At 57.5% G+C, this 24,375-nt stretch carries 27 protein-coding genes; 1 reads left to right on the top strand and 26 read right to left on the bottom strand.

Annotation, left to right across the window (positions count from 1 at the left end; translation table 11 throughout):
• Nucleotides 1-3 precede the first annotated feature (3 nt).
• The 5 genes from G411_RS20835 to G411_RS20825 all read right to left on the bottom strand — a co-directional run bounded on the left by G411_RS20835 (nucleotide 4) and on the right by G411_RS20825 (nucleotide 4,800).
• Nucleotides 4-1,683, bottom strand: coding sequence for an efflux RND transporter periplasmic adaptor subunit (locus tag G411_RS20835; RefSeq protein WP_022960182.1), 1,680 nt, complete (start codon nucleotides 1,681-1,683; stop codon nucleotides 4-6).
• Nucleotides 1,680-3,017 (bottom strand): TolC family protein, encoded by a 1,338-nt coding sequence (locus tag G411_RS0115755; RefSeq protein WP_022960181.1) that lies wholly within the window; start codon nucleotides 3,015-3,017, stop codon nucleotides 1,680-1,682. The genes G411_RS20835 and G411_RS0115755 overlap by 4 nt, the downstream gene beginning before the upstream one ends.
• Before the next feature lie 11 nt (nucleotides 3,018-3,028).
• On the bottom strand, nucleotides 3,029-3,529 hold the full coding sequence (locus G411_RS20830; protein WP_022960180.1) for a DUF411 domain-containing protein: 501 nt from the start codon (nucleotides 3,527-3,529) through the stop codon (nucleotides 3,029-3,031).
• Nucleotides 3,530-3,656: 127 nt separating this feature from the next.
• Entirely contained in the window at nucleotides 3,657-4,016 is a 360-nt protein-coding gene (locus G411_RS0115745; protein ID WP_028968513.1) for a hypothetical protein, read from the bottom strand.
• A gap of 133 nt (nucleotides 4,017-4,149) precedes the next feature.
• Nucleotides 4,150-4,800, bottom strand: coding sequence for a cation efflux transmembrane domain-containing protein (locus G411_RS20825; RefSeq protein WP_022960178.1), 651 nt, complete (start codon nucleotides 4,798-4,800; stop codon nucleotides 4,150-4,152).
• A 72-nt stretch (nucleotides 4,801-4,872) separates the two neighbouring features.
• On the opposite strand from G411_RS20825, the gene G411_RS0115735 reads away from it, so the two are divergent.
• Nucleotides 4,873-5,262, top strand: coding sequence for a MerR family transcriptional regulator (locus G411_RS0115735; protein WP_022960177.1), 390 nt, complete (start codon nucleotides 4,873-4,875; stop codon nucleotides 5,260-5,262).
• A gap of 153 nt (nucleotides 5,263-5,415) precedes the next feature.
• Here the strand turns inward: G411_RS0115735 and G411_RS0115730 are convergent, their stop codons facing one another.
• The 21 genes from G411_RS0115730 to ilvE all read right to left on the bottom strand — a co-directional run bounded on the left by G411_RS0115730 (nucleotide 5,416) and on the right by ilvE (nucleotide 24,339).
• Nucleotides 5,416-6,336 (bottom strand): nucleotidyl transferase AbiEii/AbiGii toxin family protein, encoded by a 921-nt coding sequence (locus tag G411_RS0115730; RefSeq protein WP_022960176.1) that lies wholly within the window; start codon nucleotides 6,334-6,336, stop codon nucleotides 5,416-5,418.
• Nucleotides 6,333-7,070 carry a type IV toxin-antitoxin system AbiEi family antitoxin domain-containing protein gene (locus tag G411_RS0115725; protein ID WP_022960175.1) on the bottom strand — a complete coding sequence of 246 codons (738 nt, stop codon included), beginning with the start codon at nucleotides 7,068-7,070 and terminating at the stop codon, nucleotides 6,333-6,335. Before G411_RS0115725 ends, G411_RS0115730 begins: the two co-directional genes overlap by 4 nt.
• A 178-nt stretch (nucleotides 7,071-7,248) precedes the next feature.
• Nucleotides 7,249-7,515: a DUF2274 domain-containing protein gene (locus G411_RS0115720; RefSeq protein ID WP_022960174.1), complete on the bottom strand. Its 267-nt coding sequence runs from the start codon at nucleotides 7,513-7,515 to the stop codon at nucleotides 7,249-7,251.
• The gene (locus tag G411_RS0115715) at nucleotides 7,512-8,798 is read right to left on the bottom strand and encodes a TraB/TrbI/VirB10 family type IV secretion system protein (protein ID WP_037509683.1); all 1,287 of its coding nucleotides are present in this window, start codon (nucleotides 8,796-8,798) and stop codon (nucleotides 7,512-7,514) included. The genes G411_RS0115720 and G411_RS0115715 overlap by 4 nt, the downstream gene beginning before the upstream one ends.
• 2 nt (nucleotides 8,799-8,800) lie before the next feature.
• Entirely contained in the window at nucleotides 8,801-9,760 is a 960-nt protein-coding gene (trbG, locus tag G411_RS0115710) for a P-type conjugative transfer protein TrbG (protein ID WP_425423266.1), read from the bottom strand.
• A gap of 32 nt (nucleotides 9,761-9,792) precedes the next feature.
• Nucleotides 9,793-10,497, bottom strand: coding sequence for a conjugal transfer protein TrbF (trbF, locus tag G411_RS0115705; RefSeq protein ID WP_022960171.1), 705 nt, complete (start codon nucleotides 10,495-10,497; stop codon nucleotides 9,793-9,795).
• A 12-nt stretch (nucleotides 10,498-10,509) separates the two neighbouring features.
• Nucleotides 10,510-11,688, bottom strand: a complete 1,179-nt coding sequence (trbL, locus tag G411_RS0115700) for a P-type conjugative transfer protein TrbL (RefSeq protein ID WP_022960170.1) — start codon at nucleotides 11,686-11,688, stop codon at nucleotides 10,510-10,512.
• 46 nt (nucleotides 11,689-11,734) lie between these two features.
• Nucleotides 11,735-12,499: a P-type conjugative transfer protein TrbJ gene (gene trbJ / locus G411_RS0115695; protein ID WP_022960169.1), complete on the bottom strand. Its 765-nt coding sequence runs from the start codon at nucleotides 12,497-12,499 to the stop codon at nucleotides 11,735-11,737.
• Entirely contained in the window at nucleotides 12,489-14,945 is a 2,457-nt protein-coding gene (gene trbE, locus G411_RS20820) for a conjugal transfer protein TrbE (RefSeq protein WP_022960168.1), read from the bottom strand. Before trbE ends, trbJ begins: the two co-directional genes overlap by 11 nt.
• A 9-nt stretch (nucleotides 14,946-14,954) precedes the next feature.
• Complete coding sequence (locus G411_RS0115685) at nucleotides 14,955-15,227, bottom strand: VirB3 family type IV secretion system protein (RefSeq protein WP_022960167.1); 273 nt, start codon at nucleotides 15,225-15,227, stop codon at nucleotides 14,955-14,957.
• On the bottom strand, nucleotides 15,224-15,577 hold the full coding sequence (locus G411_RS0115680) for a TrbC/VirB2 family type IV secretion system protein (RefSeq protein ID WP_022960166.1): 354 nt from the start codon (nucleotides 15,575-15,577) through the stop codon (nucleotides 15,224-15,226). Before G411_RS0115680 ends, G411_RS0115685 begins: the two co-directional genes overlap by 4 nt.
• Nucleotides 15,574-16,593 (bottom strand): P-type conjugative transfer ATPase TrbB, encoded by a 1,020-nt coding sequence (gene trbB / locus G411_RS0115675; protein WP_022960165.1) that lies wholly within the window; start codon nucleotides 16,591-16,593, stop codon nucleotides 15,574-15,576. The genes G411_RS0115680 and trbB overlap by 4 nt, the downstream gene beginning before the upstream one ends.
• A complete protein-coding gene (locus tag G411_RS0115670; RefSeq protein ID WP_022960164.1) occupies nucleotides 16,590-17,096 on the bottom strand; it encodes a hypothetical protein in 507 nt (168 codons plus the stop codon). Before G411_RS0115670 ends, trbB begins: the two co-directional genes overlap by 4 nt.
• On the bottom strand, nucleotides 17,093-19,087 hold the full coding sequence (locus tag G411_RS0115665; RefSeq protein ID WP_022960163.1) for a conjugal transfer protein TraG: 1,995 nt from the start codon (nucleotides 19,085-19,087) through the stop codon (nucleotides 17,093-17,095). The genes G411_RS0115670 and G411_RS0115665 overlap by 4 nt, the downstream gene beginning before the upstream one ends.
• Nucleotides 19,088-19,304: 217 nt before the next feature.
• The gene (locus G411_RS0115660; protein ID WP_022960162.1) at nucleotides 19,305-19,586 is read right to left on the bottom strand and encodes an EexN family lipoprotein; all 282 of its coding nucleotides are present in this window, start codon (nucleotides 19,584-19,586) and stop codon (nucleotides 19,305-19,307) included.
• Nucleotides 19,587-19,588: 2 nt separating this feature from the next.
• Nucleotides 19,589-20,524 (bottom strand): LysR family transcriptional regulator, encoded by a 936-nt coding sequence (locus tag G411_RS20815; protein WP_022960161.1) that lies wholly within the window; start codon nucleotides 20,522-20,524, stop codon nucleotides 19,589-19,591.
• A 335-nt stretch (nucleotides 20,525-20,859) separates the two neighbouring features.
• Complete coding sequence (locus G411_RS0115650) at nucleotides 20,860-21,171, bottom strand: DUF1330 domain-containing protein (protein WP_022960160.1); 312 nt, start codon at nucleotides 21,169-21,171, stop codon at nucleotides 20,860-20,862.
• A 528-nt stretch (nucleotides 21,172-21,699) separates the two neighbouring features.
• Nucleotides 21,700-22,356: a cysteine hydrolase family protein gene (locus G411_RS0115645; protein ID WP_022960159.1), complete on the bottom strand. Its 657-nt coding sequence runs from the start codon at nucleotides 22,354-22,356 to the stop codon at nucleotides 21,700-21,702.
• Nucleotides 22,357-22,369: 13 nt separating this feature from the next.
• On the bottom strand, nucleotides 22,370-22,816 hold the full coding sequence (locus G411_RS0115640; RefSeq protein WP_022960158.1) for a PaaI family thioesterase: 447 nt from the start codon (nucleotides 22,814-22,816) through the stop codon (nucleotides 22,370-22,372).
• A 102-nt stretch (nucleotides 22,817-22,918) separates the two neighbouring features.
• Nucleotides 22,919-23,425: a DinB family protein gene (locus G411_RS0115635; RefSeq protein ID WP_022960157.1), complete on the bottom strand. Its 507-nt coding sequence runs from the start codon at nucleotides 23,423-23,425 to the stop codon at nucleotides 22,919-22,921.
• Nucleotides 23,422-24,339 (bottom strand): branched-chain-amino-acid transaminase, encoded by a 918-nt coding sequence (ilvE, locus tag G411_RS20810; protein WP_022960156.1) that lies wholly within the window; start codon nucleotides 24,337-24,339, stop codon nucleotides 23,422-23,424. The genes G411_RS0115635 and ilvE overlap by 4 nt, the downstream gene beginning before the upstream one ends.
• Nucleotides 24,340-24,375 lie beyond the last annotated feature (36 nt).

The following is a 24,375-nucleotide window of genomic DNA, read 5'->3' as shown; positions in this document are numbered from 1 at the left end:
GCTTTACTCCCCGTCACCTGAGTGCTGTTGCTGATTGGAGTGATCCATCTTTGAATGATCAACCGTGTTAGGTTCCTTACCATCCTGGTTCATTTGTGCATGATTCATCTGGCTGTGATCCATTTCGGAGTGATCCATTTCGGAGTGATCCATCTCACCGTGATTCATCTGACTATGATCCAATTTCTCTTCGTCCTCCGAAGATATGTCCTCCTCACTCTCGCCACTCATAATATGTGTGCCAGTCATTTCATACTGCCCGTTATCGAGCTTGGTAATTTCCATGTGCAGCTGAGTACCAAGTGTTAACGCCTCAAAATTAACTTTTGGATTAACCTGAAAATCCATGGTCATTTCTGGCCATTCCCAAGCATCAATCGCTTCATGCTTGACTGTCACCATTCGATGATTCGGCATCACGCTCTTGATCGTGGCGGCAACCCAAACTGAGCTAGGCTGATCTTCGCCGTGGTGCATCCGCTTAAAGTCTGAGGTTTTGCTGGATTCGGAATCAATCAGGAACTGGGCAGACGTAACAATGCGCTCACCGTCTTTTAAACCAGAAAGGATTTCCACCTTATCTTCACCAATTCTGCCTACCTTCACTGCGATGGACTTAAAACGCCCTTCACCTTTTGCCAATACCACTCTTGATTGGCTACCGGTACGAATCAGTGCTTCACGGGGAATGAGTAAAGTCTCCCGCGAGGGCTTGGTAACTATTGTCATTTGCGCAAACATGCCCGGCCTCAGGAATCTATCCGAGCTGTCAAAATGCACCCTAACCTGAGCGGTACGCGTTTTGGCGTTCAGAGAGGGGTAAATATAATCAACATTTCCTTTCCACTCGCGACCGGGTAAATAATCCAGTCGCATGCGCACTGCATCACCCACTTGCACACTGGCCGCCTGCCGTTCAAATATTTCACCAATCACCCAGATATGCTCCAGTTGGCCTATGGCCATCATCTCCATACCCGGCTTAACAAACATCCCTTCCCGAGTGTTCAGATTATCCAATACCCCAGATTGAGGTGCGGTGATGGTAATGGTCTGACTAACCTTGCCGGATTTTTTTAGGCGATTGATTTCTGAATGAGGCACTTGCAAGGCCGATAGCCGCTCCATGGCAGCCGTTATTAGTGTTGGATTATTTCGTTTTAATGCCAGCAACAGTTCTTCCTGGGCATTGACCAAAGTCGGCGAATACAACGCATACAGCGGCTCACCCTGTATAACCGGATCACCCGCAGCTTTGACATGGAGCTTTTCGATCCAACCCTCCACCCGTGGATGAATGTGAACAAGGCGATCTTCATCGTATTGCACATAACCCACTGTACTGATGGTTAGATCCAAACGCCCCCGAGTGACAGGGGCTGTACGTACCCCCAGATTGTTAACTACATCCGGAGAGATGGTGACTGTGCCAATCTCCTGATCGCCGACCGCGTCTTTATACACAGGTATCAGATCCATCCCCATAGGAGATTTACCCGGATTATCGCGCTTATAGTTGGGGTCCATCGGCGCGACCCAGTAGAGTGGTTTTTTCTCGGCAGCAACGTCATCACTGCCTGTGGTCTCTTTCATACGCCATAGGGCCGAGTAGTGCGAAAGGGTCGCTGTCGCAATCAACAAGGCAACTGTAATGAAAAAAGATTTATTCAATTGAATCTTCATGGGGTTAATCCTTCAGCGTGTTCTCTGCTGGTGGCGGGAAACGGTTCTGAACCATTTTTGGACAAGAGGTAATTCAACTCGGCAATCATCTTCAGCCGATCAATCCTGATCGTTAAAAAGTCGATCTTGGCATTTAACTCAGCAATGCGGGCGCGCACCGCTTCGGCAAAGTCGCCGTCGTCGTTGTTGTAGGCGGCCAGGGCAGCTTCGGCCTGCTCTGACATTTGCGGCAATAACTGCCCGGCGTAGAGCGCGCGACGATCATTCAGGCGCTGTAGCTGTACCAAGGCCGTATCCAGTTCCGCCATCAGCTTTCGCGCCATCAGTAACTTGTCAGTTTTTATGGCCTCAGCCCGGGAAGTGGCCGCACTGACGTCTTTATCCTGTCGCTTGCCGGTGAAAAGCGGCAGGTCAAAGGTCACACCGACAGAAAAAAAATCAGCCCGGTCACGCCCCATGGGATCATCGTCCCTATAGCCATATTGGGCGGAAAGACCCCACTCAGGTTTATATTTCTGGCGCGCTAATTCGACCCCGGTCTCCATGGCATCAATACGCTGATCAAGCGCCCGCAAGAGTGGGTGCCGGTTGACCTGTTCATAGAGCCAACGATCACTATCCGGCTGACCTCCCACCGACGCCGGCTCATCACCGTACTGACTGGGCACAAGCTGCGCTAACGGCAGACTGGCAAGACCGCCGACCCACTCGGATAAACGCTGTTGGGCTGACTCCGACTGTTGCCGCAGCACCGTCAAACGATCATCCAACCGGGTAAGCTCCAATTGGGCCCGGATAATATCCTGCTGGCGAGCACCTCCCAGTGCCGACGAATAGCTCGCTTTGGTTGCATCCACCAAATGTTCAAATAGCGAGCGATCCTGCTCAATCAATCGAATGCTCTCCTGGGCCCTGAATGCGTCCAGCCACAACTGCGAGACAATAGCCGTTACCCTGGCCTGACGATTCTGCCTGAGCAACGGCTCCTGTTCCGCCAACTCCTGTTTCTGACGGCTGGACAGCGCCAGACTATCGCCGCGAGGGAACACCTGACTAACACCTACAGTGAGCTGCGTCATAGGCTCCTGGTTGATATCGAAGCTATCGGTAGGAAAGTTAGCCGCCATCAGGCTGACCTTGGGGTCTGGAAGCGTCGATGCTGAAATTGATTCGCTGGTCAAAGCATCTTCGCGATGCCGGCTACCGTTCAGCCAGGGATCCGTGGCAATGGCATGGGCGATGGCCTCATCCAGACTCAGCTTATTAGTCGGGCTCTGAGCAAACGCAGGAAACCCCACCAGCAAAAATAATAAAAATACCCATTGAATGTTCATCGTTATATGTCCTATTGCTGATCGCGACTATTCACAGATGCAAACACGTCAGCCGAACCGTCTTTTTTAAGCAGCCATACCTTATAAGCTGTAAACCTGTCACCCATCTCCATACCAGGGCTGCCTGCCGGCATGCCGGGCACACTAAGGCCGATGGCGTCATCGGGAGGGTTTTCCAGAAACTGCTGAACAAAGCGCGCCGGGATATGGCCTTCGAATACATAACCGTCGCTCGAAACTGCCGTATGGCAGGACTGGAATTCAGGTGTTATGCCATAGTCATTTTTAATGCGATTCAAGTCCGACGGATGGTGGGTTTCTGTGTCGAAACCAACATCTTCCATATGGTGAACCCATTGCTGGCAGCATTGACAGGTGCGGCTTTTATAAACATCCAACGAGGCAATCGTTGCGCTTTTAGTTGCGTGATTTTCGCTTTCGGAACAAGCGGCAAGAAATAACAGGAATAGGATCAGCGCCGGAAAGCGCAGATAGGTATGTAACGGCTTCATGATGACTCCCAATCAAGAGTTGCAGTGAACGCGCTCGTAGCGATGGCGCGTTTTAAACATACGTTATGGGAGTTTTGATCTCCCGCTTATCGAGTCGTCAGACGCCTGAATTTCAGGCGTACCAACCCTACTTCAGCGGGAAATGGGGGGGGCGAAACAGCGAGGAAGCTGCCTGGGAGAGGAAGGAAACCGAATACGCTGTATTGAGGGTTTGAGAAAACTGGACGGAAAACGACGACAGTGTACTCACCACCGCAACGCTTGCAGAGATGCAATCCAGCTGAGAGCAGTGATCCTGGCTGCAACAATCAGCGGCATCAGCCGTAAGGGCATTATTAATCTGGATATTGTTTGCCTTGGTATGGCTTCCATGATCCATTGCCCCCGTCATTACTGGAACATCGGGTTCGTGACTCATCTTGTGGCAGGGCAATTTCGCAGCAGCAAACGACTGGCTGGTGAAAGCCAGTAACGCGAAGATTGCCATGTAAAATCTGAATCTGCTAAGCCACATAATCTGCAAATGGTTATATTAACATTAGGAAGGATACCTTATTCTCTCGAAAGTTCAAACATAACGCCCTTGATGATTGACATAGATCAATCAACGGATACTTCCATTAAGCGCCAGAACTGCAAATATTGACGTGAGCTTGAGGTTCACCCCGCCAGGATTGACCTGCACTTCGAAGTACTTCATAGGCCGTGTGCAAAAAAACGACAGCAACGATACTAGCAACTATCAAGTCCGGCCAATAAGAATCGAGCCAAATAACCAGAACTCCTGAAATAATCACCCCGGTATTACTGATCACATCGTTGCGGGAACACAGCCACACAGAGCGCATATTCACGTCCTCGCCCCGATGCTTCATCAGCAGTCCGAAGCAAATCAGGTTGCCAATCAGCGCTACGCCTGCAACTGCCATCATCACCAACCCAATTGGCTGTGGTTCTCCCAGCAGACTGGCGATAATCGTGAGGATAAGGCCCAGCCCAAAGGTGAGCTGAATCAACCCTTTCATAAAGGCTGCCCCGGCACGCCAGCGCACACTGCGAGCAACCACGAAGAGGCTTATGGCATAGACCAGGCTGTCACCGAGATTATCGGCGGAATCCGCCATCAGCGCCTTGGAGTCCGCCCAGATGCCAGCGCCGAGTTCCGCGGCGAACATCAGGATATTGATCCACAGGACAACGTACAGGGTTTTACGGCGCCCCGCCGTGGCCAGTTGGTCAACCGTATCAACATCGCAGCAACCTGAACTCATTATCCTCTCCAAGCATTGTGTCTTCTCTGCTACCATAAAGTCTGTAACCGTTACAGAGTCAAGAGACACACCATGAAGATTGGCGAGGCATCACGACTGTCGGGCTGCCATATCGAAACCATTCGCTACTATGAACGGGTGGGCATTCTTTCACCTACTGCGCGTTCGGAAAGTGGCTACCGTTGTTACGCAGACCATCATATCCAGCAGCTACGCTTTATTCTTCATGCTCGTGAGCTGGGTTTTTCCTTGGACGATATCCGGGAACTGCTGTCGCTCAAAGAACAACCCGATCTTTCCTGTCAGGCGGTGGACAGTATTACCGACAAGCATCTGCACGGAATTCGCAACCGCATCAGGCACCTTGAATCTCTGGCCAGGGAGTTACGGCGTATATCTGCAAGCTGTTCAGGTGGTCACATTGCCGAATGCCGTATCTTGGAGGCCCTAGGCAAACACTAGTGATTAAACAGGTTCGAAGCCTTGAAAGCACCTTGTAGGTATTGCACCTAGTTACCCGAATTAAGATAGAGATTGAGTGCCACTAATTGATGGTTCCCTAGATCACCAGAAGCACCATCAAAGTTGAGAGTTCCCTATGGCGGAAAGTCCAATTCAAGTCACACTGGCTAACCGCGTCGACAACATATCGGCCTGCTCGGCAAATTTCTTCGCATTGGCTTTCCGCAATTTTGCCAGGTTGTGCAACTTCCAACGAATACCGGGCAAATGTTCAAGATGAGTGATACCCATTAGCGACCAATCGGGAGCACCGGCTACCAGCGATAGCAGAAATTGCCGTTCCTTGCCGTCGAGCCCTGACTGAAGTTCATCAATCATTCGATCACGTGTCGCCAGTAATGCTTCGAGCGCCACGGAGTCGGCTGTCATCCCTTCGAAGTTATGCTTGTAGTCATGGCCAATATCCCTCAGCTGTGGGAACAACACTTCATGTACCGGACGGTTATGACTGGCCAGGTACACAACGAAGGCCCGGCGAATGCCGGGCGTGATGCCCTCATGCTCAAACAGCTGCATCACGTCGAACAGATCACGGGGATGCTGACGGTCCAGTGCGGCGACCAGCTTGCCACCATAAAGGTCCTCCAGTGACGCCACGGGGATTTCCAAATCGGCCATCAGCACATCACTGGCGAGAGGTGTAATAGACGCCCGACGCACCGGCTTCACTGTTCCACGCAGAACGAAATTGGCTTCGATTTTGACTTCGGTTCCCCCACGGCGCACCAACAGCTTGGTCTCACCCGCCTCAGCGGCCAGCATGTGTGTCTGAAATCCATGTTTGTTCAGGCGCTCCGCCGCCTGCCGAATCGCGTCGTTAATCCGAGCCAGTGCCTGTTCACGCGGCAGGGAGTGGTCCGGGAATACCAGATCAAGATCCACCGACAGTCGCGGCATGTCGCGCACAAAGAGGTTGATGGCCGTACCACCTTTCAAGGCAAACGTGTCATCCACAAAGACCAGTGGTGCCACTTGTGTCAACAGGCGTGCGGTATCGAGATACGCCGTATTCATGGCTTTAGCACCAACAGGCCGTCGCTGGATTTGGATACCCAGGGCCGGTCACTGCCGGTCGGCAACGTGTCCGGATCAAGTTTCTCTGCCCATGGCAATCCACCCTCGCGACCCAGTTGGAGGCAAAGTCGCACCGTCTTGACACTGGTACAGTGCTGCAACAGTTCACGCAGCACGTTGACACGCAAATTGTAGGTACTTTCGACGAGTTCGCGGGCTTCCTGCAAAGGCTGGCGCACGCCGACTTCGCTGAGCAGTTCCAACAGTGCTCGTTCCGGCGACGAAACCTGCGGCGCCCCCTCCCGTCTCTCAAAAGGCATGGCATGCAACAAGTTGTCACAGTCCTCGTCGAACAGACGCTTGCGGTGATACTGGGCCGGAAAGCGGTCGGTGAACCAGTCCGGCAAATGACCGTCGGCCCAACCATAAAGAAGTAACGTCGATTGTTGCGATACGTACTGACGCACACCATACCAATCGAGCGCCGACTTGCCGCCGACGTGGAGTCCTGCAAGTTTGCGCTGCAACAGAAGGAGACAGGGATGCAGCTTTAATTCTTCGTTTGGCCGGCAGTAAACCCCTCTCGCCAACCGCATCAACCATCCGGCCCGCACGTAGTGAACCGCCAAGTCGGCAGAGATATCCAAGGCCGCCAGATCTTCCGACGTCAGCGGCGACCCTGGCTCCAGCCTGGTGTAGAGAGTATTTAGTTTGCTCGTGTTTTTCGTAGCCATGCTACGATTTATACAGCTTTCCCAAATACTAGTCAATTTAATCAACCTATTTTAATCGTAGCTATACTACGATATTTTATATTTTTCTAAATAAGGAGGAGTAGTAGCGGTAGCCACTGATCGCAAATAATTATCCAAAATCCGCTCCATATGCGGATATTCAGACATGATTATCCGATTATCTGTCTATCGGTCGCACGGACGAAGTGGCCTGAGAAGGACTGGCGCGTCCTCTTTTTCCCTTTCGAAACACCCTATCCCGCGCCATAAACGACTCCAGCATATGCGGGATCAGCGTCAGCGCATCCACCGGCTCGCCGTAGGTCTGAGCGTGAAGCTCGGCATAGCGCTCCAGGTCCTCCTTCAGGGTCGCCGGGCAGGTAAAGGTCAGTTTGACGGTTTCGTTCTTGGGCAGCGGTCCCAGCCGCAGCTTGTTGGTGGTCATGGCGTAGTCCCCCGCTTGTAGATCAGTGGTTGGTAGGGCCGCAATACGAGGTCGCGGTTGACGATAAGGCGCACCGGCAAACCGGGGCGGCTGGTCAGAGTGGGCTGGATATTGAGATTGCGGCGGGTGACCTCCTGGCCAACCTGGTTGATGCTGTCCTGGGCGCTGTCCCGGCCGGCGATGATGACGCGATCGCCATCCTGGCGGTTCTCGGGTGCGGCCAGTTCGGCGCCCACTCCCAGCAGTGTGGTCAGCGCGGCGCCGGCGAACAGGCGGTCCCAGTGCCAATCGACGCCATCTTCCAGACCCGCGTAGCCGGCCGGATCGGTACCGGCGAGGTTGTCGAGCTGAAAGGACGAGGTGTCCGGCAGGATCACCCGGTGCCAGACCACCTGCACACGGGTCTGCCCGTAGCTCACCTGGCTGTTATAGCGACCCAGGATGCGCGAACCTTGGGGGATCAGTACATGGCGGCCGGTGGCGGTGTCATAGACCGGTTCAGTGACAGTGGCGATCACATCGCCCGGCAGGTCGGAGTTGATGCCGGTGACCAGGGCGGCGGCAATCACCGTCCCGGCCATTACTTGATAAGGGGACACAGGCGTTTGCAAATCCCCGGAATTACGGGTTTCTGTAAATGAGGAGTTACTGAGAAAGGCTTCCTTCTGTTCCTGGCGGTTCTGCAGGGCAATGGGGTCGCTCTCTCCGGGAGGCGGGCCCTGCAGCATTGCGAACGAATCGAGCGCCCCCAGCCCCTGCCCCATCGCAGAGCCCCCTACTCCATCTGCCATTGGCGTCGCCGCAACAGAGCGTGGTCGAATCGACCCGAAGAATACGGCAGAGGCCGCTGCCTCTTCCGCTTCCTTGAGGCGCGCCAGTCGGTCGGCTTCGGCCGAGTCCTGGCCGTCCCGATAACCCATGGCCTGCCGCTCCGCCTTCAGAATTGGCTCACCCAGGTCACCCGGCAACGGCTTACCCAGGCGAGGTACTTCAGGCGGCAATTGCGAATAGTCTGCTGGCAAACGGGTCAGTCCTTCCGAATGGGCGACGCGCTCGACGTTGTACAACTCGTCCGCGCCATTCAGATCGTCCCGCTCGGGCACACGCAGCGACCAGAATAGAGCGCCCAGTACAGCGATGCCGACCCCGCCAGCGATCACAGCCAGTATCCGCCGGTTCAACCGCGTGACCGGTCGCGGCTGGGCACGTAGCGCTACCTGTTCCGGTGCCAATTTCGGCGATGGTTCTGGCGGTGGCTGATTCGGAGTGTTGTCATCGTCCACGCTCACTCCCTCCGTACCCCGTCGGTTCGCTCAATGCGCACCACCTCGCCTTCCTCGCCGCCCAAGCGCAGTTCGGCGGCGCCGAAGAGCCGATCCACGATGTAATACGGCGAGCGGAAACGGTAGTTCACCAACTGGCCATCACCCTGCGCGCCAATCACGAGCAGCGGAGGCAGCTCACCCTGGGCGATCCCGGCCGGGAACTGGATATAGACCTTCCCGCCGTCGTCGAAGGCTCTCAGTGGCCGCCATGACGGCTGGTCGCCACTCAGGGCATAGCGGAATCGCAAGTTTTCCAAGGACAAGCCCCGGTCAATCGGCGCGACCACCTCGGCCGCCTGCGAGCGACGCTGCAAGGCCAGCATGCGATCCCTCGGGTAGTCCCAGGAGACCGAGGCCATCCAGGTCTTCTCAGTCGAAATCAACTCCATCAGATAGGTACGGCGATTGGTGGTGATCACCAGGTTGGTCCGGATATCCACGCGGATGGGCTTGACCAACACATTGACCCGCTGCTCGACTCCGGTGCCACTGGACGTATCCCCCACGATCCAGCGCACGGTATCCCCGGCGGCGACCGTCACCAGTTCCTCGCCGGGCTGCAGGGCAATGACGGTCACCCGCTCCGGGCTGGCATAGACCTGATACAGTGCACCGCCAGCAAAGGGCCAGACCTGGACGGCATTGACATAGCCTTCCCGCGTCGGTGGCACCCGCGCCTCCTCGGTAGCCTGGTCTACCTCTGTCTGCGGATCTGCAAGCTCGACTTCCTCGGCACCCTCCGCTTCCACAGGCAAGGACATCAGTTGCCCTGGCAACGGCAGGGGTTTTGGCACTTCCACCACTTCTATTGGTCTGTCGGGCTCCGCCAACAAGGTTGCCGCGACCGGCTCGTCCAGGGTAATTTGTGGCGGTTTTTGCGGCGTCGCACAGCCGACCAGTGCAAACGACCCCGCCAGCACCAGGACTCCTGTACACCTATTCAATGGCTTGCTCATGGCATCTCTCCTTCAGTGGCCTCCAGTTCCCGGCTCCACGACAGGCCATTGACGTAGATGCCCAATGGATTGCGGCGTAGCCGCTGCTCGGTGCGCGGGGTTTGCAGCACGACAGACACCACTGCCGTCCAGCGCTCAATACCGGCCGCCGCACCGTTCACAAACCGGTGCTCGCTCCAGCGCACCTGATAGGAGCTGTCGCTGGCGCGCACTACGCTGTTGATTTGCACCGTCACCGATTCCTGGCCGATACGGGCAAAGGGATCATTGCTGCGGGCGTAGTCGTTGAGCACCGCCGCCCCTCGGTCGGTGGTGTAGTTGTAGGCGTCCAGCCAGTTCTGGCGCACCACCACCGGATCGATGGAGAGGGAACGCACCAGGGTGATAAAACGGGCCAGGTGATGGGCGGTCTGCGCATCGTTGGGCCGGTACGGCGTTGTGGCCTCCCCCACGGCCCGCACCTGTCCGCCCGTGTCCACCTCCACCACATAGGGCGTGACAATGGACTGGGCCGAACGCCACACCAGCCCACCGGCCATCACCAGGGCCAGCGCCAGGCAGCCAAAGGCCATCAGCCGCCAGTTCCGGGCCTGCACCCGGGCCGAGCCTATGCGCTCATCCCAGGCCTGGGCAGCTGCCTGGTAAGGTGTGGCCGGTTCAGGGGATTCGGCATAGCGCGCGTGAGGTCGCTTGAATCGCATGAAAAATTCTCCTTAGGAGTCCGGGTCGTTCAGGCTGGGGCCTGAACCAGAACCGCCACCGTCACCACCGCGCAAGGTGTGGGCGACCGTCGTGGCGGTATGGGAAAGTTGCTGGCGACGTTGCAACTGCCTGGCCCAGGCCGGCTGTCCACCCGAGGTTGTTGTGTGTTTCGGGATTGAGGCCGCGGAGTCCATGGCCGAACTCGCCCCACTGGCCGCAGCCTTCATCGAGCTGGCACCTCCTGCCGCCATCCGAACGGCACCGGGGGCCATTCGCGCACCGGCGACCACAGCGCCACCCACTCCAGTGGCAGCAGCACCCAGGGCCACGGCGGTCCCGGCCGCGCCGAGGGTGGCGCCCGCCATCGCTCCGGCGCCTAGTTGTGGTGAGCCGGAAACCAAGCCAGTGGCAATACCCGGCCCAAAGATTCCCAAGGCCAACAGCGCCAGGGAGGCCAGCATGATCACCAGCGCAAAATCCACAGAGGGTTCATCCGGGGCGACCTGGAACTCGGCAAAGAGCCCCGTGCCGATACCAATGATCACCGCCAACACCAGCACCTTGACGCCGGAGGACACCACGTTGCCCAGGACTTTTTCAGCGAGAAAGGCAGTCTTGTTCCACAATGCGAAGGGCACCAACACAAACCCGGCCAGGGTAGTCAGCTTGAACTCGATTAAGGTGATGAAGAGCTGGATCGCCAACACAAAGAAAGTCAGGATCACCACCAGCCAAGCCAGGAACAGCACCACGATGGGCGTGATATTGACGAATACCTCCGGGAAGCCGGACATCTCGCTGATCTGCTCCAGGATTGGCGCGCCGGCATCCACGCCCACCTTGGCCAGGCGGCCCGGTTGCAGGAATTCCGCAGCCGTCATCCCAGTACCCGACGCCATCAACCCCAACCCGGCGAAGGAGCGGAACACGATACCCGCCAGCGTATTGAAGTTGCCTATGATGTAGGCGAAGGCTCCCACGTAGAGCACCTTGCGAATCAGGCGAACCAGCACGTCATCGGCCTGCCCGGTAGCATGGCTCAGCGCCCAGAAAAGTCCCGCGATGGTCATGTCGATCACCACCAGGGTGGCTGTCAGAAACGCCACTTCTCCACCCAGCAACCCGAAACCCGAATCGATGTAGGTGGAGAAGACGTTGAGGAAGCGGTCGATTACCGCGACATCATCCATGGCCACGCGCCTCCATCGGAACAGGTATCAAAGTCATCACACTGCCTCAATACCCGTAGAAGGAAACCGGCTGCGGTGTGTAGGCCGTGCCCTCCCCCAGGAATCGACGGGTCACTTCCCGGCCACGCTCTGTGGCGGCAGCCTGCCGGGCCAACTCCAGGGACGCGGCCCGATCCTGCGTCAGCCGCAGTTGCTGGGACTGGATGGACTGCTTGACCTGCAACGCGAGCAGTTGGTTGGTAGCCTGCATCGCCTGCAGGGCACCGTTGGCTGACTGACTCTGATTCACCAGATCCGTCAACACGCCCTCGTCTGAAGACAGGTTCTGGGACACCTGCCCCTGCATGCGCATCGCCGTGTGCAGGCCATCAAGGGTGTGCGCCCAACGCTCACGGGCATCCTGGGCCATACGGTCACCGCTTACGCTAGCCGCGTATTCCTGCGGGTAGAGCCTGGCAAATTCCTGGTCAATGCGGTTTACCTCATAGGCCAAGCCCTGGGCCTCGGCAATCAGGCGCCCGGTGGTCGCCAGTGCCGAGCGCAGTCGATTCACCGAATTGAAATCAAGCCGCTCCAGATTCCGCGCCTGGTTGATCAGCATGTTCGCCTCGTTCTGCAGCTGCTGTACCTGGTTGTTGATCTGCTCCAGGGTGCGGGCGGCGGTCAGCATGTTCTGCGCCAGATTCGAGGGGTCGAGCACAATATCGCCGACACCAAACAGAGCCTGGGCGGGCTGGACGACGGTGAAGGCAATGGCGCTGGCCAGCGCCGCCACGCGAAAGCGGGATACCAACGAGGGTTTACGGTTCATGGCTTTTCCTCCTGGGAAGTTCATCCAGAGATGCTCCTGCGGGTGAGTGTTGATCAAGCAATTGCGCCGCCCAATCGAGGCCTCGATGGCGCAGCCAGGCGGCGGCAAAATCAGGTACCGGCATCGAGGCCAGCAGCGCATCCATCGCGCGCTGATCCTCGGGCGTCGAGGCGCCGGCAAAGGCGAGCGCCACCGGCCCCAGGTCCAGGTCGAACAGACGATTGCCTAGGCGTGACTGGTAGTAGTAATCGCGCTTGGGCTCGGCAGTGGCGACAATCTGAATCTGCCGGGCATTGAGTCCGAAGCCTTCGTAGATGGAGCGAATCTGTGGCTCGGTGGCCTGGGGGTTGGGCAGGAAAATGCGGCTTGCGCAACTTTCAATAATCGCCGGCGCGATGCTGGAACCCTGGATATCCGCCAGCGACTGGGTGGCGAAAATCACGCTGACGTTCTTCTTGCGCAGGGTCTTCAGCCACTGGCGGATGCGCGCCGCGAACACCGGATCGTCGAGGAATAGCCAGGCCTCATCCAATATCAGAAGCGTCGGAGCCCCGTCGAAACGCTCATCGAGGCGTGCGAACAACACGCCCAGTACGGCCAGCACGGCAGCGCGGCTGGCCATCAATTCCTCCATCTCGAAGCACTGCACATCGGCTGTACCCAGGCGGTCATGCTCGGCGTCCAGCAGCTTGCCGTGGGCACCACCCAGCAGGTACGGCGCCAGCGCCTGACGCAGTGCATTGTGCTGCAGCAGGACGGAAAACCCCGTCAGAGTGCGCTGCTCCATCGGCGCACCGGCCAGGCTTTCCAGCGCCGACCAGATCGCGGCTTTTTCATCGGGGCCAAGGGTTACCCCTTCCTGCCGTATCCGCCCTTCCAGCCATTCCGCCGCCCAGGCGCGGCGCTCCTCCCGGTCGATACCGGCCAGGGGTTGAAAGGCAATCTCGCCCTCCGCACCCAAGTCGTAGTGCTCGCCACCAAGGCCCAGAATCGTCGCGCGCAGAGAGCGCCCCATGTCGAAAGCGAAAATCCGCGAACCCGGATAGCGACGAAACTGCAAGGCTAGTGTGGCCAGCAGCACCGACTTGCCCATACCGGTAGGCCCCACCACCAGGGTATGACCGACATCACCAATATGGGTGACCAGCCGGAACGGCGTGGCGCCATCGGTGCGCGTGACAATCAACGGCGGGCCGTCCAGATGAACATTCTTCATCGGCCCCGCCCAGACCGCCGACACCGGCAGCAGGTGCGCCAGGTTTAGCGTAGAGACAATGGGCTGGCGCACATTGGCGTAGGCATTGCCCGGGATCGAGGACAGCCACGCCTCCACGGCATTGATTGTCTCGGGGATGGTGACAAAACCCCGTCCCTGGATGACCCGTTCCACCTGGCGCAGCTTCTCATCGGCAATATCCGGGTTCTCGTCCAGCACTGTCACTGTAGCGGTCACATAACCAAAGGCCACCTGGTCACTACCGAGTTCCTGCAGGGCGGCGTCCGCATCCCCCGCCTTGTTCGAGGCATCGGTATCCACCAGCGGGCTTTCCTGCTGGAACAGGGTCTCCCGCAATAGCGCCGCCACGTTCTTGCGCTTGGCAAACCACTGCCGGCGCAGGCGGCCCAGCTCCCGTTCTGCCTCCGCCTTGTCCAGGCACAAGAAGCGGGTATTCCAGCGGTAGCCGAAACCCAAACGATTCAAGTCATCCAGAATCCCCGGCCAGGTCGAGGTGGGAAAACCCCGCACCGAAGCAACCCGCAGGTGAGCCTCGCCCAGCATCGGCGCCAGGCCACCGGTCAACGGGCTGTCGGCCAGCAAAGCGTCAAGATGGAACGGTGTCTCCGGTACCACCACTGGATGACGGCGAGTGGAAACGGTGCCGTGCAAATAGGTCAGCGTCTCGCTGTCATCCAGCCAAGCCAGTTCCGGCATCACGCCATCGAGCAGATCGAACACGCGGTCCGTCTCCGCCGTAAAGGCGTCCAGACGCTCACGCCAGTTCGCCCCCTGGCGAGACGTATTTTCGTACAAGAGGCTGGCCGCCCGGGCACGGGACTCTTCCGGTGGCAGGTACACCAGCGTCAGGTGATAGACGCTTTCGAAGTGGCTGTGGTTTTCCTCGAAGGCAGCTCGCCTTTCCTCCTCCACCAGCCAGGACAGTGGCTCGGGAAACTCCGACTGCGGATAGCCTGCTGCCTGGAGTCGTTCGGCTTCCACGAACAGCGCCCAGCCCGATCCCAGGCGCCGCAGCGCGTTATTGAGCCGCGCCGATGTGGCGATTAGTTCGCCTTGGGTGGCACTGTCCAGATCCGGCCCCCGAAAGCGCGCCGTGCGCTGGAACGATCCATCCTTGTTGAGTACCACTCCTCTAGCGACCAGCCCTGCCCAGGGCAACCAATCAGCCAACAGGGCGGGACGCTTGCGGTATTCGGTCAGGTTCAGCATCGTCTCCCCTCACACATCCAGCAAAGGCTTGTGCTTAAGATGCCGCAGGAACACCGCCATGAACTGCGGGTCGGCCTGCGCACCCCACACCGCCAGGGAATGCCCCAGCAGCCACAGCACCAGGCCGGGCAACCACAGTTGCAGTCCCAATCCCACCGCGGCTGCCAGAGTGCCGTTGGCGATAGCCACGGTACGCGGTGCCCCACCCAGCAGGATCGGCTCGGTCAGTGCCCGGTGCAGCGGCACCTCGAAACCGTCGGTGAATGCGGACACTCCGTTCATGCCACCACCGCCCCGCCAGAGAAGCTGAAGAAAGACAGGAAGAACGAGGAGGCCGCAAAGGCGATGGACAGGCCAAACACGATCTGCACCAGCCGCCGAAAACCGCCGGAAGTATCACCAAAGGCCAGTGCCAACCCGGTGGCGATAATGGCGATCACGGCGACAATCCGGGCCACCGGCCCCTGGATAGAATCGAGGATGGATTGCAGCGGCCCCTCCCAGGGCATGCTGGAACCTGCGGCCTGTGCCGTTGTCGCCAGGCACAGCAACAACGCGGCAAACACCAGGGTGTTCAAGCCTGAACGTAAAACCGGATTTACAGAAATCCGCATTGGATGAACAGGGGTCATGATGGTTCTCCAGATGAGGTTGAGGATGAGGCCGTTGAAGATGAAAGCGGCGACAGGGATTCGTCGAGGTGATAGCCGTTGCTGTCGAAGCCGGTGACCCGGGCCACGGTGCGTACTTTGCGAGCACGACCGCGCCCCGCGATAAACACCACCACGTTCACTGCCTCGGCGATCAGCGCGCGCGGTGGCGTGATGGCGACTTCCAAGATCAGTTGCTCAAGACGAAGCAGTGCACCGTGGGCGGAACCGGCATGTACGGTGGCGATGCCGCCGGGATGGCCTGTGCCCCAGACCTTGACCAAATCCAGCGCCTCGCCACCGCGCACCTCACCGACCACCACCCGGTCCGGGCGCAGGCGCATGGTGGCCCGCACCAGCTCGGTCATGGACACCACGCCGGGGCGTGTGCGAAGGGGTACGTGGTCTTTTGCTACACACTGGAGTTCAACCGTATCTTCCAATACCAGCACCCGGTCATCGGTGGCCGCGATCTCCGCCAGCAGTGCATTGGCAAGCGTCGTCTTGCCGGTACTGGTGCCGCCGGCCACCAGGATGTTCTGTCGCTCCCGCACCGCACTTCGCAGAAATGCCGCCTGAGACTCCGCCAGCACACCGTCGCGCACATAGTCGTCCAACGGAATCACACCCACCGCCCGCTTGCGCAGGGCAAAGGCGGGGGCCGGTGAAGCAGGCGGCAGAACACCCTCGAAACGCTCGCCGGTTTCCGGCAGCTCGGCACTCAACAGTGGCCGACCGCGATGGACCTCCACACCCACGTGAGCCGCCACCAGGCGAATGATGCGTTCGCCATCGGCGGCGGACAGCGTTTCACCGGTTGGCGCTCGCCCTGTGGACAGACAATCCACCCACAAACTGCCATCCGGGTTGAGCATCACCTCCACCACATCCGGATCCGCCAGCGCGGCGGCAATCAACGGCCCCATGGCGGTGTGCAGCATGCGGATGCGCCGGTCGAGTGATTGTGCCGAGGATGACGATGGGTGAGTCGCGTTCATGATTCGCCCTCCCCGTCGAGCTGTTGTTGCCGTTCGCGCTCTTGGGCGTCAACCTGGGCGGCAATCTCATCCAGCCGCCGCGTATCGGGTTCCAATTCCTCATAAACCTCCCGCACCAAACTGCGGCCACGCAAAATGTGGCGGCCCAACTGCTCGACGAATTGCTCGAAGCGCGCCCTGCCCTGGGCCCTGGCCGCCTCCTGATGTGACTCCGGCAGCGGCGTGCTCACCGTCAGGTAGTAGCGCACATACAGCGCCACTGTCTCGATCAGGATGTTCTGATCCCGCTCCAGTTTTTCGAACTGGCGGGACAGGCGATCCAGCCGTTTTGCCATGGCTGCCTCGCGCTTGTCGGCGGCATCGGGCGAGAGCCAGGACGCCAATGCCGCAGCCACGATGGAGGACTTGGATACCCCCTTCTTCGTGGACAATTCGTCCAGGCGTCTGGCATGGTCGCGCTCGATAAACAAATTCAGGCGGTGGCGGGAATGCAGTCGGCTCATAGGGCAATTCCATCGTCGGGGTCGAGGGCGGCCTCCCGTGCCAAACGTTGCAGGCGCGGGTCGAACTTGGCTAGCAGGGGCGCAATATCATCCCCGTCATCCAGCAGGGCCAGGTCATTGGTGGGTTGCTTGGTTTCCGGTTCCCAGGTCACGGTCTCCGAAAGTTCCGGTTGCCGGCGCGGACCGCCATCATCACTCCCTCCGGCGTTATCAACCCCGCTGGAAGCCGCAGCCGGCAGCGTAGGCACTGCCAGTTCGCTCCAGTCATTGGGGCGAACCTCGGGCACGTCGATATAACGCCCTTCATCCAGAACAGGAGGCGGCAATACCCGGCGGGTAAAATTCGCATCAAGGTAATAGCGCAGCTTCTTTGCCTTGATCGGTGGTTGCCCGGAGACCATCACCACTGCTTCGCCCGGCGGCAGTTGCATCACCTCCCCCGGCGTCAACAGGGGCCGCGCCGTCTCTTGGCGCGAGACCATCAAATGCCCCAGCCACGGCGCCAACCGGTGACCGGCGTAGTTGCGCTGTGCCCGCAGTTCGGTAGCCGTACCCAGGGTGTCGGAAATCCGCTTGGCGGTGCGCTCGTCGTTGGTGGCGAAGGTCACCCGTACATGGCAGTTGTCGAGAATGGCGTGGTTGACGCCGTAGGCCTTGTCAATCTGGTTGAGGCTCTGGGCGATCAGGAAACTGCGAATGCCGTAGCCCGCCATAAAGGCGAGTGCCGACTCGAAAAAGTCCAGCCGGCCCAGTGCGGGAAACTCGTCCAGCATCAGCAACAGCTTGTGCCGACGCTCGATGCCGTCACTGCTGTCCAATGATTCGGTCAGCCGTCGCCCGATCTGGTTGAGGAGCAGGCGAATCAGCGGTTTGGTACGGTTGATGTCCGAGGGCGGCACCACCAGGTACAGGGACACCGGATGCTCGGCGGCGATCAAATCGGCAATGCGCCAGTCGCAGCGGGAGGTCACGGCGGCCACGGTCGGGTCACGGTACAGCCCCAGGAAACTCATGGCGGTGGACAGTACCCCGGAGCGCTCGTTGTCCGCCTTGTTCAGCACTTCCCTTGCCGCCGAGGCTACTACCGGATGTGGCCCGTCATCCAAATGCTTGGTGGTCATCATTCGATGCAGTGTCACCTCGAAGGGACAGGCCGGATCGGAGAGGAAGTTGGCGACACCACGCAGGGATTTATCTTCACCCGCGTAAAGCACATGCAGGATGGCGCCAACCAGCAAGGCATGAGAAGTTTTCTCCCAGTGGTTGCGGCGCTCCAGCGCGCCTTCAGGGTCCACAAGGATATCGGCAATATTCTGCACATCGCGGACTTCATGGGCACCGCGCCGCACTTCCAGCAAGGGGTTGTAGGCCGCCGACTTAGCATCAGTGGGATTGAACAGCAAGCAGTGGGAAAACCGTGCCCGCCAACCGGCGGTCAGTTGCCAGTTCTCGCCCTTGATGTCGTGGATCACCGCCGAGGCGGGCCAGGACAAGAGGGTTGGCACCACGAGACCCACGCCCTTGCCCGAGCGGGTCGGTGCGAAGGTCAATACATGTTCCGGGCCTTCGTGGCGCAGGTATTTATCGTCGTGCTGGCCAAGAAAAACACCGGCATCACCGACCAGCCCGGCACGGTGGATTTCCGCAGGTTCCGCCCAACGCGCCGAGCCGTAGGTGGTCACCAGCCGCGATTGCCGCGACCGCCAGATCGACATACCGATAGCAACCACCACCGCCGCCAAGCCACTGGCCCCGGCGATGGCACCGCCGGTGACAAACACGCCGGGCGCATAGGCGTCGAAGAAGAACCACCAGTCGAACAAGCGCCATGGGTGGTAAACCGGTTTATCGAGTAGTTCGAACCAGGGCGCACCCAGGCGAGACTGGTAGCCCAGCGCGCTGGCCACCCACTGGGTGGCACCCCACACGCCGGCGATGACGATGCCGAACACCGTCAGCACCTGACCGTAGAGTACGCCTGTCGCCCGCATATCGGCCTCCGAATTTGCCCTGGTTTCGCACGCACATGAGCGCGCCAACAGGTGTCAGATTCGGTGCTGGATCAGTGCCGGTCAAAGACTGTTATCGGCACAATACAGAACGGAAATGCAAGATTGCCAGGCAGGGGGAGCACTGTAAAAACACCGCAAATAACAGCGTATTCCAGCAACGCGGGTTATCCAGCGATAATTTTTCAACCACCCGGCATTAAAACGCTGGCTTTTCCTTCGGTGGTGTATAGGGCACTTCGCCATTGCCGAGGAACGCCTTGTTGGTGGCCTCGGCTACTATGTTGCACAGCTTGTCACCCAACTCGGCACGATTGAGCCGACACTGCTCACGCAGCTCCTTGCGCCGCTCGGGATCGGCCAGCAGCGATTCCACGGTATCAGTGAGAGAAGCTTCAACGGAGGGCTTTTCAGTCGAAGCGGGCTTCTCGCCGCAGGCGCTCAACAGAACGACAAACAGCAGTATGCTCAAACGCTTCATGATCAATTTTCTCCCATGGTATCGGATGTGAATGAATCCCCCTCGTGCGAGGGATCGCCGCTTATCGGAGTGACGCGCCCAATAAATCTTCGAAGGGTTTCGGATGGCTCGGAATCCCGCCGCAACAACCAGGTTGTCAGCACCTGTGATCGTCCCGCCAGAGGCCTGGCCACCACCTCCTCTCGACGGGACGCGGCGAGGTGAGAAGCGCCCACCAGTGCCAGCGCATATCCTGCCGCCACCAGCGTCAGCATCAGGTCGTGGGAGGAAACCTGCTCCACTACCAAAGGCTCCCGGTCCGCGCTGCGCAGGATACGACGAATCTGATGGCAGTGGCCTTCGCATGACAGGGGGTCGCAGGCGACCAGCGGATGACGCAGCACCTCGTCCAGCGGAATGCGCTGGTAGGCCAACAGCGGGTGCCTGGCCGGCACCGCCACGACAAGAGGGTCACTCCAGGCCGGCTCGGCCACAATACCATCCCCCACCTCGGCGGACTGAGCGAAGCCCACATCATATAAGTCGTCATGCAGACCCCTGAGCTGTTGCCCCAACGGCACTTCGAACAGACGGATATCGACTTGCGGCTCCTCCTCGCGACACTGGGCCAATAGCGCCGTGAGACGCGGAGGCGTGATGCCGTCGGATAGCGCCAGGCGCAATTGGTCATGAAAGCCTGCCGCGGCAGCTTGCACACTGCCCCGCGCCTGATCCAGGGCGGTAAAGATACGTGGCACATGGTCCAGGAAAAGCTGCCCGGCGCGGGTTAACCTCGTACTGCGCGTCGTCCGATTGAACAGGCGGACTCCCAGATCTTCCTCCAGCTCCTTTATCGCCCGAGACAGGGGTGACTGTTCGATGTGCAGGCGTTCTGCCGCACGGGCGAAATGCAATTCATCAGCGACAGCGAGGAAGCAGCGTAAGTGACGTAGCTCCATGCAATTTATTCCAACTTATAACCAATATTTTTATCACTTTATGCTTCAAAACCAGGCACACTTTCCTTGCCACCAATAAGCCCAAAAAGAAGTATATACCCAACACACCCTTGATTTTTTCCATACAGCTCGCGAGCTAACTAACACACGAAATAAATCAGCATCCTCCAATCACAGACTTTATTGATAGATTCTGCTACTTTGAGCCAGAATTAATTTTTACCTGTCCCTGTTCTGAAAAAAGATAAACTGAACCTTCAACAGAAAACCATTGGATATAGTCTTTTCACGGGTAATAGAAAAGCCTTCTCAATGTGACTCTTGATGCGCTTTAACTATGTTTGGTGCAATGCAACATCATGCCCGTTCACCAGCATAAACCTCCCATTTGAGCCGTCTTTCCTGGCTTTTTTATAAGATTCATATTCATCACTATGGTAAAACTTCATCGCTACTTCTTTTGAAGGAAATTGAATAAGAACGACCGTTTGGGGAGCTCCCCCTTCACCTTCCAACAACTCCACTGATGGAGTTCTTGCCAAATATATACCCCCCAGCTTTTCCACTAATGGCGTCACATTCTTAAGATAGTCCTTTACCCAATGATGATCAGAGAAATTAATCTCACCAATGGCGTAGCACTTCATTAAAAAGCTCCTTTGACTAGATGATTAATTCACTGATGTATATTCTTCCCACACAACACTGCGCTCATCCTCGATTCATTTATCTCAATGCTCTGCGATCTATCCTGTATTAATAGTCACCGAAGAACACCAATTCTGTTCCCATTTTTTTATTCGGTCTTGTATGGGAGCACCATCATGATCAACCCTTAATGGCGTGGCGAAAACCAGCCTCTCAGGAAAACAGTCACGATTAATCGCCCCATAAACTTGTCCGCCTGAATCAACGGTCACACAAACCAACATTCCGCAACTTAGACATTCATGAAACACGGCGGTCTTCGTTCCTTGCTGGATTTGGCGATAGAATGAAAAATCCCTTATGTGTATTTCCACGGTAGTGTCAGATTGGAATACATATTGAGCATTGTGGGCTGTGCAGTATTCGCAATCACAAATGACGGGATGAACTTCGCTGGCACGGTCAAACTGCCACTCCACTTTTATATTCGTACATCTACAGTGCCCAATCACGCCGACTCCTCCAAATCATTCTTTACAAATGGATCCCCGTACCAACTGGTCCAGACCTTCAGAGGAGCAAAGTGTCACGCCAATATTTTCCATCTCTTCTTCCCCCTTGGGATAGAGCTGAGAAATCGCATCCGTGACCAGTATGATCCTGAAATCCCGCTCACTGGCCTGGTAGATACTGGTGCGGGGACAATTGGGATAGTTACAACCCAGAAACACCAAGGTATTGATGCCTCGCCCTCGCAGGAAATCTTGCAACCCTGTCTGGTAAAAGGCGCCCCACCGGGGCTTGAAAAGAACAAACTCATTGTCACCAACTTCCTGAATACCACCCGACAACAATAACTGGGCATTCAAGCGGGTATCACTATTGGGCTTCAATGATGCAACAAGCTCAGCACCGTCACTTTCCGGTATCGCGATACGGGCACCTCGCTCAACCGCCGCACGGCGGCATAAGTCCACATTGGAGCCATCCGGCAGGTACAAGCGGATAACATGGAAAACCGGTAAGTCGCTATCTCGAAAAGACTGAATCACCTTTCTCATTGCCGGAACCGCTTCCAGCGTGCCTGGAATGCGGGCGGGGGCATCATCGAGCACAAAGTCGTTTTGTACATCGATGCTGATCAACGCACTGTGGTTTAGGTCGGGGGTTGTGTAGCCATTCATTATCCTTTCCTGCCTACTCCTCAATTTTTGAAAATTGCAACATTGTCATGATAGTTGCCGTCATGGTCGCTACCGGTTTTCCTTCGCCATATTCTGAGCTGTACAACGCAGCTTCGACGACAGAAATTGTTTTGCCTGGTTTGACCACCGTTGCCTTCGCGGCAAAGTGATCTCCCTTGGCTGGGCGCAACAGGTTCACCTTGAATTCCACGGTGAGCACATCCGCCCCCTGTGGCATCAGTGTAAATGCGGCATAGCCACAGGCGCTGTCCAGGATAGTGGCGACAATGCCCGCATGGATGTAGCCGTTCTGTTGCGTAAACCGGGATTGGAAGGGAAAGCGGATGGAGACGATTCCTGGCCCCTGTATACTCAGCTCCGCGTCCAGGGTTTGCATCACCGCCTGGCGGCCAAAACTCTCCAGTGTCTTGGATTCATAGCCTGTATCTTGCGCTTCCAATTTTTACCTCCCGACCTAATTTTTTAATTGAAAATTTACTGCGTTTGGTTCAATGCCAGTCTCTCGAAAATGATGAAAAAAAAGAGAAAGTGATCAATGTCGTCAATTCTCCTCCGGCATAAAGATCAAGTCTGTCACCCCGAAGTCTACGCCTTGCTGGGACAGCGCCGCTGTCACCTGTCCACGATGGTGGGTTTGGTGATTGAAGAAATGCACGATAGCCTGAGCGAAGTCCACATTCCGCTCGGTATTGCTCGACAAACTGACATAGTTCAACCGTTCGGGCGGCGGGGATAACGCCAGGTTTTGTGCCCAGGCAATAATGTCCTTGTCAGTTTGCTCCCGGGCTTGTCGCAACTGGGCATAATCGCCGAACAGCTCCTGGGTCAGGCTTTTCCCTGTGACGGGTTCGTTTTTGAATCGGGCCAGCCACATCAGGTCGCAGACCAGCAAGTGATTCAGGGTGTTGTAGATGGAGCCGAAGAACAGGCCGCACTCCGACCGGCGCTGCTCAGGGGTCAAGGTCTCCGCAGCTGAATACAGACCGCCATTCATCCACTGGTTGTAGCGAGCCATGGTGTTGGCGTAGCTTGCCAAGTCGAAGGTCATTGTCTTTTCTCCCCACATTCGTCATCAATCAATGCCTTGTAGGCAAGTGACAGACGCTGATATACAGGCCCAGGACACTGGGCGATCTGCCGACCATCGATTGTTTTAACTGGAATCAACCGCGCACCGCTGCCGCAGATAAAACACTCCTCGGCAGTGTAAAGATCGTAGCTGGTGAGGGACTGCTCGCGAGCCTCCAGTCTTTGTTGAGGCGCCAGCTCCAACAGGGTTTCTCGGGTAATTCCTTCCAAGGCACCGTCCTGAACGGGCGGCGTTAGCAGCGATCCCGCCTTGACGACAAAAATATTCTCGGCGCTGCATTCCGCCACCTGACCAAACTGGTTGAGCAAAATGGCTTCATCAACGCCGGCGGCATTTGCTTCCGCCCTGGCCAGAACCGAATGCAGGTAATTCAGGGATTTGACCCTTGCATCCAGCCCCGTACCGACTGCCCGCTTGATACTGCTGGTGATCAGGCTAACCCCCTGGCGCCGGGTTTCATCACTGACCAACGACAGTGATGCCGGAATGATAAAGACATTGGGCGCGGTGCAATTGCGGGGGTTCAGCCCCATATCCCCCTCACCCCGGGTCACCAGAATCCGCAGGTACCCATCGCCCATGCCTGAGCTAGCGATACAGGCCATGACTGCTTGTGCGAGGGTATCATCGGTATAGGGAACAGTGATCGCCAGTGCACTGAGGGAGCGGCGCAGCCGCGCCAGGTGACGATCCAACCGGAAAGGATGCCGGTGATAAAATCTCAGTCCTTCGAAGCAGCCGTCACCGTATAGCAAACCGTGGTCATAGATCGACACGACCGCCTGGTCAGCGCTCACCAGCTCACCGTTCTTCCAGCAAGAGTACTTCGTTTTTGTATGACACTTGGGTTGGGTCTGGGGTTGGGCCTGCATCCGATATCACCTCACAGAGTTGACGCCCCCGTACCG

This window comes from Spongiibacter tropicus DSM 19543 (assembly GCF_000420325.1).
GTDB lineage: Bacteria > Pseudomonadota > Gammaproteobacteria > Pseudomonadales > Spongiibacteraceae > Spongiibacter > Spongiibacter tropicus.
The sequence above is the reverse complement of the archived record's forward strand: the minus strand, read 5'-3'. Positions and strand labels throughout refer to the sequence as shown.

Excerpts from the sequence above, each read along its gene's own strand:
- G411_RS20835 (WP_022960182.1), bottom strand. The coding sequence starts at position 1,683 with ATGAAGATTCAATTGAATAAATCTTTTTTCATTACAGTTGCCTTGTTG.
- G411_RS0115755 (WP_022960181.1), bottom strand. The coding sequence starts at position 3,017 with ATGAACATTCAATGGGTATTTTTATTATTTTTGCTGGTGGGGTTTCCT.
- G411_RS20830 (WP_022960180.1), bottom strand. The coding sequence starts at position 3,529 with ATGAAGCCGTTACATACCTATCTGCGCTTTCCGGCGCTGATCCTATTC.
- G411_RS0115745 (WP_028968513.1), bottom strand. The coding sequence starts at position 4,016 with ATGGCAATCTTCGCGTTACTGGCTTTCACCAGCCAGTCGTTTGCTGCT.
- G411_RS20825 (WP_022960178.1), bottom strand. The coding sequence starts at position 4,800 with ATGAGTTCAGGTTGCTGCGATGTTGATACGGTTGACCAACTGGCCACG.
- G411_RS0115735 (WP_022960177.1), top strand. The coding sequence starts at position 4,873 with ATGAAGATTGGCGAGGCATCACGACTGTCGGGCTGCCATATCGAAACC.
- G411_RS0115730 (WP_022960176.1), bottom strand. The coding sequence starts at position 6,336 with ATGAATACGGCGTATCTCGATACCGCACGCCTGTTGACACAAGTGGCA.
- G411_RS0115725 (WP_022960175.1), bottom strand. The coding sequence starts at position 7,070 with ATGGCTACGAAAAACACGAGCAAACTAAATACTCTCTACACCAGGCTG.
- G411_RS0115720 (WP_022960174.1), bottom strand. The coding sequence starts at position 7,515 with ATGACCACCAACAAGCTGCGGCTGGGACCGCTGCCCAAGAACGAAACC.
- trbF (WP_022960171.1), bottom strand. The coding sequence starts at position 10,497 with ATGCGATTCAAGCGACCTCACGCGCGCTATGCCGAATCCCCTGAACCG.
- trbL (WP_022960170.1), bottom strand. The coding sequence starts at position 11,688 with ATGGATGATGTCGCGGTAATCGACCGCTTCCTCAACGTCTTCTCCACC.
- trbJ (WP_022960169.1), bottom strand. The coding sequence starts at position 12,499 with ATGAACCGTAAACCCTCGTTGGTATCCCGCTTTCGCGTGGCGGCGCTG.
- trbE (WP_022960168.1), bottom strand. The coding sequence starts at position 14,945 with ATGCTGAACCTGACCGAATACCGCAAGCGTCCCGCCCTGTTGGCTGAT.
- G411_RS0115685 (WP_022960167.1), bottom strand. The coding sequence starts at position 15,227 with ATGAACGGAGTGTCCGCATTCACCGACGGTTTCGAGGTGCCGCTGCAC.
- G411_RS0115680 (WP_022960166.1), bottom strand. The coding sequence starts at position 15,577 with ATGACCCCTGTTCATCCAATGCGGATTTCTGTAAATCCGGTTTTACGT.
- trbB (WP_022960165.1), bottom strand. The coding sequence starts at position 16,593 with ATGAACGCGACTCACCCATCGTCATCCTCGGCACAATCACTCGACCGG.
- G411_RS0115670 (WP_022960164.1), bottom strand. The coding sequence starts at position 17,096 with ATGAGCCGACTGCATTCCCGCCACCGCCTGAATTTGTTTATCGAGCGC.
- G411_RS0115665 (WP_022960163.1), bottom strand. The coding sequence starts at position 19,087 with ATGCGGGCGACAGGCGTACTCTACGGTCAGGTGCTGACGGTGTTCGGC.
- G411_RS0115660 (WP_022960162.1), bottom strand. The coding sequence starts at position 19,586 with ATGAAGCGTTTGAGCATACTGCTGTTTGTCGTTCTGTTGAGCGCCTGC.
- G411_RS20815 (WP_022960161.1), bottom strand. The coding sequence starts at position 20,524 with ATGGAGCTACGTCACTTACGCTGCTTCCTCGCTGTCGCTGATGAATTG.
- G411_RS0115650 (WP_022960160.1), bottom strand. The coding sequence starts at position 21,171 with ATGAAGTGCTACGCCATTGGTGAGATTAATTTCTCTGATCATCATTGG.
- G411_RS0115645 (WP_022960159.1), bottom strand. The coding sequence starts at position 22,356 with ATGAATGGCTACACAACCCCCGACCTAAACCACAGTGCGTTGATCAGC.
- G411_RS0115635 (WP_022960157.1), bottom strand. The coding sequence starts at position 23,425 with ATGACCTTCGACTTGGCAAGCTACGCCAACACCATGGCTCGCTACAAC.
- ilvE (WP_022960156.1), bottom strand. The coding sequence starts at position 24,339 with ATGCAGGCCCAACCCCAGACCCAACCCAAGTGTCATACAAAAACGAAG.